Source organism: Acidihalobacter sp. (assembly GCF_037381185.1).
Taxonomy (GTDB): domain Bacteria; phylum Pseudomonadota; class Gammaproteobacteria; order DSM-5130; family Acidihalobacteraceae; genus Acidihalobacter_A.
The window spans coordinates 1-15821 of record NZ_JARRQY010000041.1 but is presented as its reverse complement, the minus strand read 5'-3'; the positions used below and the strand labels follow the sequence as shown (position 1 = coordinate 15821).

Here is a 15821-nt window from a genome sequence, read left to right as displayed (position 1 = left end):
CGACGATCCGGCCGCCCGCGGCCGGCGCGGTAGGTTATTGCATGTCGCTGTGGAATAATACCGGCCGCTTTGCGGCGCCGGACCGCACTCGCCCCACCCGCCAGACCGGATACGACCCCGACATGCTTGCCTATCTCAAATCCTGGCCGCTTTACGCCCTGCCCCACCATGCGCTATCGCGGCTGATCTTCCGTGCTACGCGCATCCGTTCTCCGCTGGTCGTTCCCGTCATTCGCTGGTTCGTGAAGCGCTACCGGGTCGAGCTGGGCGATGCTGAAAATCCGGATCCACGCTCCTATTCGACCTTCAATACATTCTTCACCCGCGCCCTGCACCCAGGCGCTCGGCCGCTGCCGGAATCCGAGAGAGCCATCGCCTGCCCGGTGGACGGCACGGTCAGCGCGATCGGCGCCTTGGACGGTGCGCGCGTGTTGCAGGCCAAGGGGCGCGACTATTCGCTCGTCGAGCTGCTGGGCGGGGAGCGCAACGCGGCGCCCTACCGCAACGGCCATTTCGCCACACTGTACCTGTCGCCCCGCGACTATCACCGTATCCACATGCCGGCGGACGGCACGCTCACACGGATGACCTACGTTCCCGGCCGGCTGTTCAGCGTCGCGCCGCACACCGTCGCGACCATCCCCCGGCTGTTCGCCCGCAACGAACGCGTAATCGCCCATTTCGACACCGCACTGGGCCCGATGGCCGTAATCCTGGTCGGGGCGATAAACGTCGCGGCCATCGAAACCGTCTGGGCCGGCCTGGTCACGCCGCCGCCCGGCAAGACCATGCGCGAGACCGAATACGTGGTTCAGGGCGAGGGCGCCGTACGGCTGGAGCGCGGCGCCGAACTCGGCCGCTTCAACATGGGCTCGACGGTGATCCTGGTTTTCCCGCCGAACACCATGGAATGGGATGAGGAACTGCGCACCGGCTCGCCGCTGCGCATGGGCGAGACGATCGGCAACGCCGTTGGCGACGCGTCCTGACAGGCCATTCACGCCCCCGATTCGTCAGTTCGCTGTTTACCGAACCCGTAGGAGTTGCTCGGTTCCCGTAGGTTGGGCTGAGCGCCGCGAACCCCAACATGACCTGCACCGCCCGCGTTGGGGTGCGCTTCGCTTACCCCAAGCTACACCTTGGTTCAGAGCAATGACCCTCACGCGCGTGCCCAGGGGAAAGCCACCACCTGGTCGATACGCTCCCAGCCACCCAACCACATAAGCAGACGGTCCAAGCCCAGCGCCACACCCGCGCAATCCGGCAGATCGGCCTCCAGCGCCGCCACCAGACGCCCATCCGCAGGCACGCTGCCCTGCCCGCGCAAATCACGTTCGCGATTGTCCGCCTCGAAACGCGCCGCCTGCTCGCGCGCATCGGTCAGCTCGTGAAATCCGTTCGCCAGTTCCACCGGTCCCGCGAAGACCTCGAAGCGCTCGGCGACCGGCGGCGTGCCGGGCCGCACCCGCGCGAGCGCGGCCTGACTGGCCGGATAGTCGTCGATCACCGTCAGCGTTTCGGGCGCAAATGCCGCCGCCACGCTCTCGCTGAACAGCAAATCCAGCCAACCGTCGCGCCCGAGATCGCCGACCACATGCAAGCCCTGGGCGCGCGCAACGGCATTCAGTTCGGTGCTGGTCGCAGCATGGGGATCCAGCCCCAGCGCCTCGCCGAAAGCCTGCGCATAGCTCAACCGCCGCACCACGGCCGGCGCTGGACGTTCCAGAGCCTGCGCCACGGCACCGATCAATTCGACCACTTCCTGCGCCAGACGCTCCGCGTCCCAGCCAAGGCGATACCATTCCAACAGGGTGAACTCGGGATTGTGGTAACGACCGGCCTCGTCTTCCCGGAATACGCGGCAGATCTGATAGATATCCCCGCTGCCGGCTGCCAGCAGACGCTTCATCGGAAACTCGGGAGAAGTGTGCAGATAGCGCATCCCCGGCCCCGCCGGAACAGCGAAGCTCTCGATCTGCACATCCGTCGCGGCAGCCTGCGACAGCGCCGGCGTTTCGACTTCCAGCACACCTGCGTGCGCGAAAAAAGCCCGTATGCCGGCCAGCATACGGGCTCTCTGCCGCAACGCCTCGAGCGAGGCCGTCGGCGGCCAGTCCTGCGCCTGCGTCACCCGCGCAGATCCCTACTTGACGCGGGAGACGTATTCGCCGGTACGGGTATCGACCTTGAGCACTTCGCCTTCTTCGATGAACAGCGGCACCTTGACCACGGCACCGGTCTCCAGCACGGCGGGCTTGGTGCCGCCGGTGGCGGTGTCGCCGCGCACGCCCGGATCGGTTTCCACGATCTTGAGTTCGACGAAGTTCGGCGGCGTCACGCTGAGCGGCTGGTTGTTCCACAGCGTAACCACGCAGACATCCTGCTCCTTGAGCCACTGCTTGGCGTCGGCCACCGCGGCGTCTCCGGCCGCGTACTGCTCGAACGTATCCGGCACCATGAAGTGCCAGAACTCGCCGTCGGTGTACAGGTACTGCATGTCGACGTCGAGCACGTCCGCCGCTTCCACGCTGTCGCCCGACTTGAAGGTCTTGTCGATGACGCGTCCGCTTCTCAGATTGCGGATCTTGACGCGGTTGAAGGCCTGTCCCTTGCCGGGCTTGACGAACTCGTTGTCGACGATGGTGTAGGGATCCCCATCGAGCATGATTTTGAGGCCGCTGCGAAATTCATTGGTGCTGTAGGTCGCCATGATGTCCTCTCGATAAGGCGAGATAGTTGCGTTGGGCATCTGCGCCTGCGCGCCCGAACGGCCGCGATCCTGCGGCGAATCGTGACGGTTTCCGGCGATGCCCGTTAAAATAAGCCGCATATGATACCCGTAAGCGCCCTCCCGCTGAACACCGCCTCCGATTGGCAGGCCGCACTGCGTAGCGCCATCCGCGATCCACGCGAGCTTCTCGTCCTTCTCGGCCTGCCCGAAACGCTGCTCGAGGCCGCCTGCGCCGCGGCCGAGGACTTCCGTCTGCTGGCACCGCGCGGCTATGTCGCGCGCATGCGCCCCGGCGATCCGCACGACCCACTGCTGCTGCAGGTGCTACCCCAAGGGCGGGAACTGATCGCCGCTTCCGGCTACGTCAGCGACCCCGTCGGCGACCTCGCCGCCGAGGCCACGCCCGGCGTGCTGCACAAGTACCACGGCCGCGTGCTGCTGATCACCACCGGCGCCTGCGCCGTGCACTGCCGCTACTGCTTCCGCCGCCATTTCCCCTACTCCGCATCCAATCCGGCGCGCGACACCTGGCGCGAAGCCCTCGAGTATCTGCACGCGCATCCCGAGGTCGAGGAAGTGATCCTCAGCGGCGGCGACCCGCTGGTGCTCGACGACGACAAGCTCGCCGCCCTGGCAGGCGAATTGGAGCACGTACCGCACTTGCGCCGCCTGCGGCTGCATACGCGGCTGCCGATCGTGCTGCCCGAACGCATCGACGATGCCCTGCTGGGGTGGATGCACCGCAGCCGACTGCAGATCGTCTGCGTCGTGCATGCCAACCACGCCAACGAACTCGACGACTCGGTCGAACGAGCTTTGCGGCGGCTGCGGGACGGCGGCGTCGAACTGCTGAACCAAAGCGTTTTGCTGCGCGCAGTCAACGACTCGGCGCAAGCTCTGGAGCGACTCAGCGAACGCCTGTTCGCCTGCGGCGTGCTACCGTATTATCTACATCTGCTCGATCCCGTCGCTGGCGCCGCCCATTTTCATGTCGACGACAGTGAGGCGCGCGCCATCATGCAGGAACTGCGCTCCCGGCTGTCAGGCTATCTGGTGCCGCGGCTGGTCAGGGAGGAACCCGGCGCACCGGCAAAGACCCCGGCCATTTACTAAGCCGAACATGTCACAACTCGAAGAAATAAACAGCCGACATACGGGCTTATGGCTTCAACCGCGGTATGCTTATAGCTAACATTACCGTCATAAAGCCCGATAAAGAAATGCATAACGTCTGCGGGACACGATATTGATGCTCTGGCCATCGCTCAAACGAAAGAACGCAAACGAAGACGGCACCATTCCAACCAGCCCGCGCGCACTGCGGCGCTGGATCAAGGACCTGCCGCTGGTCGACATGGGCGAAACGGCGCGGCGCTTCTACAACGGCCTGCTCGAACTCAACCGCAGCGAATTGCCTCCCCAGCAGCGTATCGAAGACATGGAGTTGATGCGCGAAGCCGCGCAGACCGTGTTGCGTCACCTGAACAAACAGTTCGTCGCTCGTTCGCTGCCGTTGCCCCCAAAAGGGCGCAAGATCCTGCGCCTCATGCTCACGTTGCACAAGGAACTCTCGGCCGGCTACAAATTGGCCATGCGTGACAGCGCAAAGGCCGGCACCATCGACCCCTCTCTGACGGCGCTGGCCACGCAGCGCGCCATGTATTACATGGGCGAGATATTCCTGCGTTCCGTCCAGATGTATGAACCCGAGCCGGCAGGTCTATGGCACGACATTCACCTGCTCTACGCTTTCGCGGAGGAGCGCGGCGTCTCAGAAAGCCCGATCGGTTCCGGCAAGCGCGGCGCCGCACCGGACAGCAGCGTTGCCCAGACCTATATCCGCATCCTGCTGTCGGCCCTGTGCCTTCCGCGCACCCTGCGTCAAGGTGAAATTGAGCGCCTCAACGCCTTTTTCGCCAAGCATTCGAGCCTGGTCACGATCTCCCGCCAGCCGACGCCCGATGCACGCAACGGCGTCTATCTCGCCAATCTGGAACTCGACCGGCCACCGGCCTACATGGTGCTCAGCGAGACGCCGGCGATGCACAGCGTGCGCGCCTTCAACCTGGGCAACCTGCTCGGCTATTTGCGTGAGAGGATTCAGACCGACAGCGCCGGCGGCAAGGAAGGCCTCACGCCCGACCTCATCCGGCGCATCTACAAGAACCTGACCAGCAACAGCAAGCGGCGCTTCGCCCGCAACGACCGTGACGAAACCATCTATGTCGCCATCGGCCTCAACCAGATCAACCGGGCGATCGACGCCGATCAGGATCTACCACCGCGCGGCCTGCGCCTGACCGCCCCCGGCATGGAAATATCATCGGGCATCTTCAACCTCCAGACCATCGACAATGAATTACGTGGTGGCGACAAACGGGATGACTATTACGATCCCAACGCGACCAGCGAAGATATCTGGGGCCTGGTGGTCAACGACTCGATCTGGGAACAGGATCGCACCGAAAGACTTGTGCAAAATCGCCAGCCGGTCGTGCCGCTGGACGACTTTGCCACCCCCAGCGCCTGGTCGACCTGGCAGCTGTGCAATGCCAGCCCCGGGGGCTTCGGCATCCGTTGGGACAGCGACCAGCCGGCGCGCGCCCAGGTCGGAGAAATCATCGCCCTGCGCGAGCGCGAGGGCTCACATTCGGCCTGGCGCATCGGCGTCATCCGCTGGATGCATTTCGTCTCCGAGCGCGGACTGGAAGTCGGCGTACAACTGCTCGCCGCACAATGCGTCCGCGCAAGCCTGCGGGCAGATAGCACCGACTCGAACCAGGAAAACCTCATCGACGCGCTGCTGCTGCCCGAACTCGACAGCCGCGACCGGCCGGGGTCGCTGGTGGTACCCCACGGGCAATTCCGCATCGGACAGGCCGTCGTCGCGACCGTGGGCGAAACGACCACCCGCCTGCGACTGCAGGAACGTATGGAATACTCGCACTCCTTCACGCAATACCAGTACCAATGCAGCCTGTCCACGAACGACGATCAACCCCCACCACCGACGCCTGGCAACAACGGCTTCGATTCGCTTTGGGAAAAACTTTAGCTTTAGGGCCTGCCCAACACTCTGACAGACCCTAGGCGCTTATCGAACTCCCCGCAAAACAGGTACAACAACGGCATGGCAGACAACAAGCTCCTGAGACCACTCATCGTCGACCCCGATCTGAACCGGGCCGAGGAACTCATCAGTGCGATCAAGAGCGCCGGCTATGCCGTCAGACCGTTCAGCTCCACCTCAGGGGAAGATCTAGATGAGGAGATCAAGCGCAACAGCCCTGATCTCATCGTGATCGCGCTCGACGAAGTCGGTCTCGATCTGCCGGCATTGTTCGGGCAGATCGAAGCCGCCGGACGCCACATTCCAGTCATCGCCCTGCTCAAGGAACCTCCGGCCGATATCTCGCCCTATCTCGCCGAGGGCGCCGAGGACGTGATCGCGACCACCAACCGTAATCATTTCCAGCACGTCGTCAAGCGCACCGCCACCGCGCAGACCAACTGGCGCCAACTCAAGCGCGCCGAAGCGGCAGTACGTGAGGCCGAGAAACGCTGCCAGACACTGCTGACCAGCTCCAAGGACGCCATCGCCTACGTCACCGACGGCATGCACATCTTTGCAAACCCGCCCTATCTCGACGTATTCGGCTTCAGCGACACCGAAGATATCGAAGGCACGCCGCTGATGGATCTGGTGGCGCGCGAAGATCAAGGGCGCATGAAGACCTTCCTCCGCAACTACGCGCGCGAGGAGGAGACCGAACAGAGCCTGCGGGTCAACCTGGTAACGGTCAGCGGCGAGCACTTCGAAGCGGAACTCGCCTTCAGCCCGGCAACCATCGATGGCGAGGCCTGCACCCAGATCGTCATCCAGCAGCAGGGCGACGCCAAGGAGCTGGAAAAGCAGATCAGCTACCTTAGCCAGCGCGACCTGATGACCGGCCTCTACAACCGGCAGTTTTTCATGGACCAGCTCAAGGAGTCCATTGCTCTGGCCACCCAGGGGCGCGAGAACCGCTCGGTTATCCATATCGTGGTCGACCGCTTCGACCAGCTCAAGGAGAGCTTCGGAATTTCCGGCAGCGACCTGATTCTCGCCGACTTCGGCAAGCTGCTGGATCAATCCCTGCCCGAAGGCGACATCGCCTGCCGCTTCGAGGGCAACCGCTTTACCGTCCTCAGCCACACGTGGGAAACGAAACAGCTCACCGAGTTGATGGGTGGCCTACTGGATACGTTCAGCAACCACCTGTACGAACTCGACGGACGTTCGGTCACCACCACCGCGACGATGGGCGCCGCCATCATTGACGAGAACGCTCCCGACCCCAATGAAGTCCTGTCCCGTGCCGAACGCGCCTTCAAGCAGGCCCTGACGGCCGGCGGCGCGCGGGAGCAGATTTACCGTCCGCGCGAGGGTGAAATGAGCCAGAAACAGCTCGACGAGCTATGGAGCCAGAGACTGCGCAAGGCCATCAAAAACGGGCATCTGCGGCTTCTGTTCCAACCTATCGTCAGCCTGCACGGCGATTCCGGCGAGCAGTACAACGTCTACATGCGCATGCTCGATGAGCGCGGCCAGCCCGTCGCCGCACGCGATTTCATGCCCAGCGCGGAACGCACCGGCATCGCCAAGATGCTGGACCGCTGGGTCATCCACAACGCCCTGAAGCATCTCGCTGCTCACGGCCAGGAAGGCTGCCCACTCAACCTCTTCGTGAAGCTGACTTCCGGCTCGCTGCAGGACCCGGAGATCCTGCCGTGGCTGGCCGACCAGCTCAAGGAAATCCGTATTCCCGGCGACCGCCTGGTGTTCGAACTCAAAACTACCGTGGCCGTCAACTACCTGCGCCAGACGCGCGAGTTCCTCAAAGGCGTCCACCAGCTCCACAGCCGACTCGTGCTCGACGACTTCGGCGCCGGCGCCAACCCCTTCCAGCTGCTCAAACAGATCCCAGCCGACTTCCTCAAGCTCGACTCGGCGTTCATGGATGATCTCTCCAACAGCCCGGAAAACCAGGAGACCATCAAGACCATCACAGCCCAGGCACACGGCGAGGGTCGTATGGTCGTCGCCCAGCGCGTCGAGGATCCCAACTGCATGCCCATTCTCTGGGGTATGGGCGTGAACTACGTCCAGGGCAATTTCCTGCAGGTGCCGTCTGAGCGGATGGATTACGATTTTACGGCCATGGGCTAGGGGCCACGTCCCCCTACTGCCGCTGCCTCGGCTTCAGGCATGCTTCTCGTTACCCACCTCTGATCGGCCGAGGGGACATTCGTTTGTCAACGAATTGTCGAACAGCACCGGACGGTAATGAATGGAGTTCATAAGACGGCGAATAGAGCAGCAGATATTCGGCCTGACCGGACTGGCACTCAACAATATCGACTATGAACACCCCCGAGGCGATCCGGGCCTGTTCGGTCCCGGAAGCCTGTGCTGGAGAATCCATTCGGACTTCCCATCCATGCTGTGCGGCGGTATCAGCGCACTGATATTACAGATGATGCACCCGCTGGCACTGGCCGGCGTCTGGGACCACTCCAATTTCCGCGAGGATATGCTTGGGCGTCTGCGCCGCACGAGCCAATTCATCGCCGCGACTACCTTCGCCTCCACGGCCGATGCCCAGCGTCTAAACGAACGCGTACGCGCCATTCACACCACCGTTGTCGGGGTCGCGCCGGACGGCCGCCCCTACTCGGCGGAAGACCCTGAACTGCTCACCTGGGTCCATGTCGCCGAGGTCAGGAGCTTCCTCGCAGCCTACATGCGCTACAGGGATCCCTTTTTGAGCGAGACTGACCAGAACCGCTATCTGGACGAAGTAGCCAGGGTCGCCGAAGCCCTTGGCGCCGAAGAGGTACCGCGTACCCGGCATCAGGTGGACGCCTATCTCGAGCGAATGCGTCCGTCCCTACTCTATGACGAACGAACCTCGGAGGTACTCAGCTTGGTGCTGTCAGCACCGGCCCCCGGCCGCATGGCCGATCTGGCCCGTTCGCTGATGTCGAAAGCCGCTGTCGATCTCCTACCGGACTGGGTACGAAGCATGAACGGATTGGAACAGTCCGCCGTCCAGCGTGCGGCAGCCCGCTCAGGGATGCATGCACTGGCGCGCACATTGCGCTGGTCGATACGCAATGGAGCCTCGAATCGGGCCTTGCGCAGGGTGCGGAACACCCCCTCGGCATAGCAGTACGCCGCGACAACAGAGCGGGTCGCCCCAAAAAGAAGGCCGCGATAAACGCGGCCTTCTCCGAACCACGGCAGCCCTCGCTGCCGGCGAACCTCAAAACATCAACGCATGGCTTCCAGGGCCGCAATGCGCTCCTCCAGCGGAGGATGGCTCATGAACAGCTTGCGCAGACCGCCGCCCCTGCCGCCGTTGATACCGAATGCCGCCAGCTGTCCAGGCATCTCCTCGGGCTCGTACTCGGCCTGCAGGCGGCGCAGAGCGGCGATCATCTTGCCGCGGCCAACCAGCTTGGCACTGCCCGCGTCGGCACGGAACTCGCGCTGACGCGAGAACCACATCACGATCATCGAGGCCAGAATCGCGAGGAAGATTTCCGTCACGATCACGGTGATGAAATAACCTGGCCCGTAGTCCCGTTCGCTCTTGAACACCGCGCGGTCGACGATATGTCCCACTACGCGCGCAATGAAGATGACGAAGGTGTTGATCACGCCCTGGATCAGCGTCAGCGTCACCATGTCGCCGTTGGCCACATGGCTGATCTCGTGCGCCAGCACGGCCTCAACCTCGTCCTTGCCCATGCCGTGCAGCAGGCCGGTGCTTACGGCCACCAGAGAACTCTTCTTGGTCGCGCCGGTGGCGAAGGCGTTCATCTGCGGGCTGTCGAAGATACCGACCTCGGGCATCGGCAGGCCGGCTTCGCGCGACAGGCGCTGCACCGTCTCCATCAGCCAGACCTCGCTCTGCGAGCGCGGCTGGTCGATGACCTGCACGCCCATACTCATCTTCGCCATCCACTTGGACAGGAGCAGCGAAATGAACGCACCGCCGAAACCGAACACAGCGGCGAGCAATAGCAGACCCTGGAAGTTGATCGCCCCGCTCTGGGTCTGAATACCGTGGATACCGGTGGCTGCCATGATCACGTTGAGCACCACGCTCAACACGACCAGAACGGCTATGTTGGTCCCTAGGAACAACAGAATGCGTTTCATAGATCCCCAGTGCCTCGAATAGTAGTTACGACTGCAGATGATGCGGTCGGGAAGATGAATTTCAAGCGTTTTTACACTCGCTTACAAAGCCCGGAAAAGCATCCTATCACTCCTCCGGCCGCAGCATATCAACCCGCTGGAAGCCACGGGGTAGCTTGTTTCCACGCCGTCCCCGCTCGCCCGCGTACTCGTCCAGCGTCGCCGGCTTGAGCGTCATATGCCGCTGGCCGGAATGGGCGACCGCCGCCTGATCAGAGCGTACCACCGTCAGCGCCGCCAGACGCTCCTCGCCGGACTTGAGCTTGGCCGACGGGATGCCCAATAGCTTGTTGCCCTTGCCGCGCGCCATTTCGGGCACGTCCGACAGCGGGAAGACGAGCATGTGGCCGGCCGTACTTACCGTGACCAGCCGCGAATCCTCGCCGCCGGGCACCGCGACAGGCGTCAGCACCTTAGCGCCCTGCGGCACGCTGAGCACGGCTTTGCCGGCCTTGTTACGCGACACCAGATCGGCGAAACGACACACGAAACCATACCCCTGGTCGGTGCCGAGCAGGAAGCGATCATCGTCGGATCCCAGCACCATACCCACGAACTGCGCCCCGGAAGGTGGCGTGAAGCGGCCCGTCAGCGGTTCGCCCTGACCACGCGCCGACGGCAGGCTGTGCGCCTGGAGACTGTAGCAGCGTCCGGTCGAGTCAATGAACACGACCATCTGATTGCTGCGACCTGGCATCGCAGCGAGGAAGCCGTCACCGCTTTTGTACTGTAAATTGGCCGCATCGATGTCTTGCCCCTTGGCGGCGCGCACCCACCCCATCTTCGACAGCACCACGGTCACCGGCTCGGACGGCACCAGCGCGGTTTCGTCCAGCGCATGGGCAGCGGCGCGGGCGACGATGGGCGAGCGGCGCTCGTCGCCATAGGTCTCCGCATCGGCCATGATCTCGCGCTTGATCAGGGTCTTGAGCCGCGCCTTGGAGCCGAGCGTCTGCTCCAGTTCCGCGCGCTCCTTCTGCAGCGCTTCCTGCTCGGCGCGGATCTTCATCTCCTCCAGCCGCGCCAACTGGCGCAGGCGGGTATCGAGGATGTAGTCGGCCTGTTCCTCGCTGAGCGCGAAACGCGCCATCAGCACCTGCTTGGGCTCATCCTCGGTGCGGATGATGCGGATCACCTCGTCGAGGCTGAGGAAGGCGATCAGCAGGCCGTCCAACAGGTGCAGGCGGCGGTTGACCTTGTCCAGGCGCCACTGCAGGCGCCGGCGCACCGTCTCGGTGCGAAAACTCAGCCATTCGCTCAGCAGGCCGCGCAGAACCTTGACCTGCGGCCGCCCGTCCAGGCCGATCATGTTGAGGTTGACGCGGTAGCTGCGCTCCAGATCGGTGGTGGCGAACAGATGCGCCATCAGGGCCTCGACGTCGACCCGCGCCGAACGCGGCGTGATCACCAGGCGCGTGGGATGTTCGTGGTCGGACTCGTCGCGCAGGTCCTCGACCAGCGGCAGCTTCTTGGCCTGCATCTGGCCGGCGATCTGCTCCAGCACCTTGGCGCCCGAGACCTGGTACGGCAGTGCGTCGACGATAAGATCACCGTTCTCGCGCCGCCAGCGCGCGCGCTGGCGCAGCGAGCCGTTGCCGCTGCGGTACATCGCCAGCAGTTCCTCGCGCGGCGTGATGATCTCAGCGTCGGTCGGGAAATCCGGGCCCTGGATGTGCTCGCACAGCGCCTCCAGCGGCGCATCGGGCTCGTCCAGCAGACGCACGCAGGCCGCGGCCACCTCGCGCAGATTGTGCGGCGGGATGTCCGTGGCCATGCCCACGGCAATGCCGGTACCGCCGTTGAGCAGTACGTTGGGCAGCCGGGCCGGCAGCACCACCGGCTCATCCAGCGTGCCGTCGAAGTTGGGCTGCCAGTCCACCGTGCCCTGCCCCAGTTCCGAGAGTAGCGACTGCGCGTAGGGCGCCAGACGCGATTCGGTATAACGCATCGCGGCGAAGCTCTTGGGGTCGTCCTGCGAGCCCCAGTTGCCCTGCCCGTCGACCAGCGGATAGCGGTAGGAAAAGGGCTGCGCCATCAGCACCATGGCCTCGTAGCAGGCGGTGTCGCCGTGCGGATGGAACTTGCCGAGCACGTCGCCGACGGTGCGCGCGGACTTCTTGTACTTGGCGGTGGCCGCCAGCCCAAGCTCCGACATCGCGTAGACGATGCGCCGCTGCACCGGCTTGAGCCCGTCGCCGATGTGCGGCAGCGCGCGGTCGAGAATGACGTACATGGAGTAGTCCAGGTACGCCTTTTCGGTGAACGCCGAGAGCGGCTGGCGCTCTGCGCCTTCGTGGTTCGCGTAAGCCATTCGTGATCGTCTTCAGCTAATCGTTGATGTGGCGCGGGGCCTGCCCGACGCGGTCGCCAAGAGCCGCCTCGCGGGCGCGCACGATGGCGTCTGCGATCTCGCTGACCGCTTCGCTCAGCCACATGTGGGTTTGCGTACCGGACCTGTAGTCGGCCGGACCGATGGACTGCACGCGCCCCTGGCGCTGCAGCTCGTTGATCTGGCGGAATTCGTCCTTGTGCCCGGAGTTGTACACGCCGTAGGTGCGTCCGCCGCTGCGCTTGACCACGGAGAACACCGGCACGTCGGAAGGCCCATCCGCGATGTAGATGATGTTGCGGAACGGTATGCGCCGCTCGGCCTCGTCGATGTTCGAGTTGACCTTGATTTCGTCGGGATACTTGTTCACGCCCTTGTTGATCTCGAACAGCGCGCGGGTCTTGGTGGTGTTGTCCAGCACGTAACCGATCTGCGCGATCTCGTCGCTGTCGTTGTCCAGGTCTTCGACGAACTCGCAGCCCCACACGCCGCTCAGCTCGCCGGCGATGGCGCTGCCGCGGATGGTGCGGGTGAAGCCGGTGCTGACCACGTAGTGCTCGAGTGTGATGTCGTGCTGCGCGAAACGCGGATCGTCCTTGACCAGCGCGCGCAGCTCGGCGAAGAAATCCGGCAAGCCGGGATAGAACTCGAGTTCGCTGCCGAGTTCCTCGAGCACGGCATTGCTCAGTTCCTTGAAGATGCCCCGGCGCACGTAGGCGAGCACATGGTTGAGATAGGCCATCTCGCCCGCCACCTGCTCGCAGCCGCGCGCCCGGTATTGCTCTTCCAGCGCGTTGACCTCGCTCCAGAAGCCTTTCTCGTCCACCCCGTAGCGGCGAAACAGCGGCGCCTGCATGTAGCCGGGAATCAGCGTCTTGTCGAAATCCCAGACCACCGCAATGATGTTCTGGGTGAACGGCGATACGGACATCAGTGTCGTGATCCGGGTGTTCGTTGCGTTTCAGAGGTTCGCACGCAGCATTGAACTGCGTACGAATCTCCCCGTAGGCGCGGCTGTGCCGACGCTCGGTAGTACCGAGGCGAAGCGGAAGAAAACGCGCTTTTCCACGCGTGCCCACCCGCTCGGGCGCGCTGAACTGTGACGAACACCCGGGTCACGGCACTCATACCTCCGCCAGATTGCCCTTGCGCTCCAGCCACGTGCGCCGGTCGGAGGCGCGGCGCTTGCCGAGCAGCATGTCGAGCAGACCGTCGGTCTCCTCGACATCGTCGAGGGTGAGCTGCACCAGACGCCGCGTATCGGGCGCCATGGTGGTCTCGCGCAGCTGCAGCGGATTCATTTCACCCAAGCCCTTGAAGCGGGTCACCGCGATCTTGCCCCGCTTGCCCTCGGCGCGCAGCCGGTCGATCACACCCTCGCGCTCGCCCTCGTCCAGCGCGTAATAGACTTCCTTGCCGATATCGATGCGATACAGCGGCGGCATGGCGACGAACACATGCCCCTGCGCCACCAGCGGCCGGAAGTGGCGCACGAACAACGCGCACAGCAGCGTGGCGATATGCGCGCCGTCCGAATCGGCATCGGCCAGAATGCACACCTTGCCGTAGCGCAGTCCGCCGAGGTTGCCCGAACCGGGCTCGACGCCCAGTGCGACGGCGATGTCGTGCACCTCCTGCGAGCCCAGCACCTGCGCCGAGTCGACCTCCCAGGTGTTCAGGATCTTGCCGCGCAGCGGCAGGATGGCCTGGAATTCACGGTCGCGCGCCTGCTTGGCCGAACCGCCGGCCGAATCGCCCTCGACCAAAAACAGCTCGGTGCGCACAAGATCCTGCGAGGCGCAGTCGGCAAGCTTACCCGGTAGTGCCGGCCCGCTGGTGACCTTCTTGCGCACCACCTTCTTGCCCGCGCGCGAGCGGCGGGTGGCCGCATTGATGACCAATTCAGCGAGTTGCTCGCCCTCGGTAACGTGCTGGTTGAGCCACAGACTGAAGGCGTCCTTGACCACGCCCGAGACGAAGACCGCCGCCTCGCGCGAGGACAGGCGTTCCTTGGTCTGCCCCGAGAACTGAGGATCGCCGAGTTTGAGAGACAGCACATAACTGACGCGCTCCCAGACGTCCTCCGGCGCGAGCTTGACGCCGCGCGGCAGCAGGTTGCGGAACTCGCAGAACTCGCGCACCGCATCGGTCAGGCCCGAACGCAGGCCGTTGACGTGCGTGCCGCCCTGCGCGGTGGGGATCAGGTTGACGTAGCTCTCGGTCACGCCCTCGCCGCCCTCGGGCAGCCACACCAGCGCCCACTCGACCGCCTCGCGCTCGCCGCTCATGCGCCCCAGAAAGGGTTCGGCGGGCAGACGCTCGGCATCGGCCACCGCCTCCATCAGGTAATCACGCAGACCATCCTGGTAGCACCATTCGGTGCGCTCGTCGGCCGCCTCGTCGAACAGCGTGACCTGCAGGCCGGGACATAGCACCGCCTTGGCGCGCAGCACGTGCTTGAGTCGCGGTACGCTGAACTTCACCGAATCGAAATACTGCGCGTCGGGCCAGAAGCGCAGCGTGGTGCCCGTGCGCCGCTTGGCGACGTCGCCGATCACCTCGAGGTCGGACACCTTCTCGCCCCCGGCGAAGGCCATGTTGTACTCGTGCCCGTCGCGCCGCACCCAGATTTCCAGATGCTTGGACAGCGCGTTCACCACGGATACACCGACGCCGTGCAGCCCGCCGGAAAACTGATAGTTCTTGTTGGAGAACTTGCCGCCGGCGTGCAGCGTGGACAGGATCACCTCGACGCCCGGCCGCCCCTGATCGGGATGGATGTCGACCGGCATGCCCCGGCCGTCGTCGGCGACCTCCAGCGAGCCGTCGGCGTGCAGTATCACCTCGATGCGCGAGGCATGGCCGGCGATGGCCTCGTCCACGCTGTTGTCGACGACTTCCTGCGCCAGATGGTTCGGCCGCGCGGTGTCGGTATACATACCCGGGCGCTTGCGCACCGGGTCCAACCCGCTCAATACCTCGATGTCGGAAGCGTTGTAGGCCGTACTCATCCTTGCCCTGCCCTCATCCTGTTCCTGTGCTTGTCACTCAGAGCGGGAGGCGGCCCTGCGCTCGCGCGCCAGCGCCTCCAGCGCGTCCAGTTCGTTTACGCTGAAACCCGCCTCCAGGCGTGCCTCGCGATGCAGCATACCCATCACCTGCCCCGGCGCATACTCCCTGATAAGACTCTTGAACGTCTCCTCGGGCTCGAGACCGCGCTGTGCGCAGGCTTCCTCGAACCAGCGCGAACCGATCGCCACATGCCCGACCTCACCGCGTGCACCAGTGCGGCGCGTCCCTCCCGAGTTCCCAACCCGCGGCGCGGCACCTCGCGCGGGGCCACCAAAAGCGGCTGAGGCGGTCGGCCCGGAATCGGCAGGGCAACCACCGGGGTCATCTCATCCAATTCCAGGCGCCCGTCGAGCCAATCACGCCGCAAACGCCGCGCGGCAGCCGTTTTCTCGCCGGGGTCGCTCAGACGCAGCACCTGCAGAGCCGATTCGAACAGGCCCGCC

The 15821-nt window shown here is 64.3% G+C and carries 13 protein-coding genes; 5 read left to right on the top strand and 8 right to left on the bottom strand.

The annotated features are described in order from the left end of the window. Positions 1-41 precede the first annotated feature (41 nt). Positions 42-989 (top strand): archaetidylserine decarboxylase, encoded by a 948-nt coding sequence (asd, locus tag P8014_RS14210; protein WP_337817984.1) that lies wholly within the window; start codon positions 42-44, stop codon positions 987-989. Between the two features lie 170 nt (positions 990-1159). Here the strand turns inward: asd and epmA are convergent, their stop codons facing one another. Together epmA and efp are read right to left on the bottom strand one after the other, a co-directional pair. Next, positions 1160-2131, bottom strand: coding sequence for an EF-P lysine aminoacylase EpmA (epmA, locus tag P8014_RS14205; RefSeq protein WP_337817983.1), 972 nt, complete (start codon positions 2129-2131; stop codon positions 1160-1162). A 12-nt stretch (positions 2132-2143) separates the two neighbouring features. Continuing rightward, positions 2144-2710: an elongation factor P gene (efp, locus tag P8014_RS14200; protein WP_337818014.1), complete on the bottom strand. Its 567-nt coding sequence runs from the start codon at positions 2708-2710 to the stop codon at positions 2144-2146. Positions 2711-2830: 120 nt separating this feature from the next. On the opposite strand from efp, the gene epmB reads away from it, so the two are divergent. From epmB to P8014_RS14180, 4 genes are all read left to right on the top strand, one after another. After that, on the top strand, positions 2831-3844 hold the full coding sequence (epmB, locus tag P8014_RS14195; protein ID WP_337817982.1) for an EF-P beta-lysylation protein EpmB: 1014 nt from the start codon (positions 2831-2833) through the stop codon (positions 3842-3844). A gap of 136 nt (positions 3845-3980) precedes the next feature. Beyond that, the gene (locus tag P8014_RS14190; RefSeq protein WP_337817981.1) at positions 3981-5786 is read left to right on the top strand and encodes a hypothetical protein; all 1806 of its coding nucleotides are present in this window, start codon (positions 3981-3983) and stop codon (positions 5784-5786) included. Positions 5787-5861: 75 nt separating this feature from the next. Further along, a complete protein-coding gene (locus P8014_RS14185; RefSeq protein ID WP_337817980.1) occupies positions 5862-7940 on the top strand; it encodes an EAL domain-containing protein in 2079 nt (692 codons plus the stop codon). Positions 7941-8061: 121 nt separating this feature from the next. Then, positions 8062-8940: an oxygenase MpaB family protein gene (locus P8014_RS14180; RefSeq protein WP_337817979.1), complete on the top strand. Its 879-nt coding sequence runs from the start codon at positions 8062-8064 to the stop codon at positions 8938-8940. 104 nt (positions 8941-9044) lie between these two features. Here P8014_RS14180 and htpX read toward each other — a convergent pair whose 3' ends face one another. The 6 genes from htpX to P8014_RS14150 all read right to left on the bottom strand — a co-directional run bounded on the left by htpX (position 9045) and on the right by P8014_RS14150 (position 15793). Next, positions 9045-9938 carry a protease HtpX gene (gene htpX, locus P8014_RS14175; RefSeq protein ID WP_337817978.1) on the bottom strand — a complete coding sequence of 298 codons (894 nt, stop codon included), beginning with the start codon at positions 9936-9938 and terminating at the stop codon, positions 9045-9047. Between the two features lie 106 nt (positions 9939-10044). Next, complete coding sequence (gene parC, locus P8014_RS14170; protein ID WP_337817977.1) at positions 10045-12288, bottom strand: DNA topoisomerase IV subunit A; 2244 nt, start codon at positions 12286-12288, stop codon at positions 10045-10047. 16 nt (positions 12289-12304) lie between these two features. Continuing rightward, positions 12305-13237, bottom strand: coding sequence for an HAD family hydrolase (locus tag P8014_RS14165; protein ID WP_337817976.1), 933 nt, complete (start codon positions 13235-13237; stop codon positions 12305-12307). A gap of 193 nt (positions 13238-13430) precedes the next feature. Continuing rightward, on the bottom strand, positions 13431-15317 hold the full coding sequence (gene parE / locus P8014_RS14160; protein WP_337817975.1) for a DNA topoisomerase IV subunit B: 1887 nt from the start codon (positions 15315-15317) through the stop codon (positions 13431-13433). A 33-nt stretch (positions 15318-15350) separates the two neighbouring features. Beyond that, positions 15351-15560 (bottom strand): DUF455 family protein, encoded by a 210-nt coding sequence (locus tag P8014_RS14155; protein WP_337818013.1) that lies wholly within the window; start codon positions 15558-15560, stop codon positions 15351-15353. Further along, entirely contained in the window at positions 15461-15793 is a 333-nt protein-coding gene (locus P8014_RS14150; protein ID WP_337818012.1) for a DUF455 family protein, read from the bottom strand. The genes P8014_RS14155 and P8014_RS14150 overlap by 100 nt, the downstream gene beginning before the upstream one ends. Positions 15794-15821 lie beyond the last annotated feature (28 nt).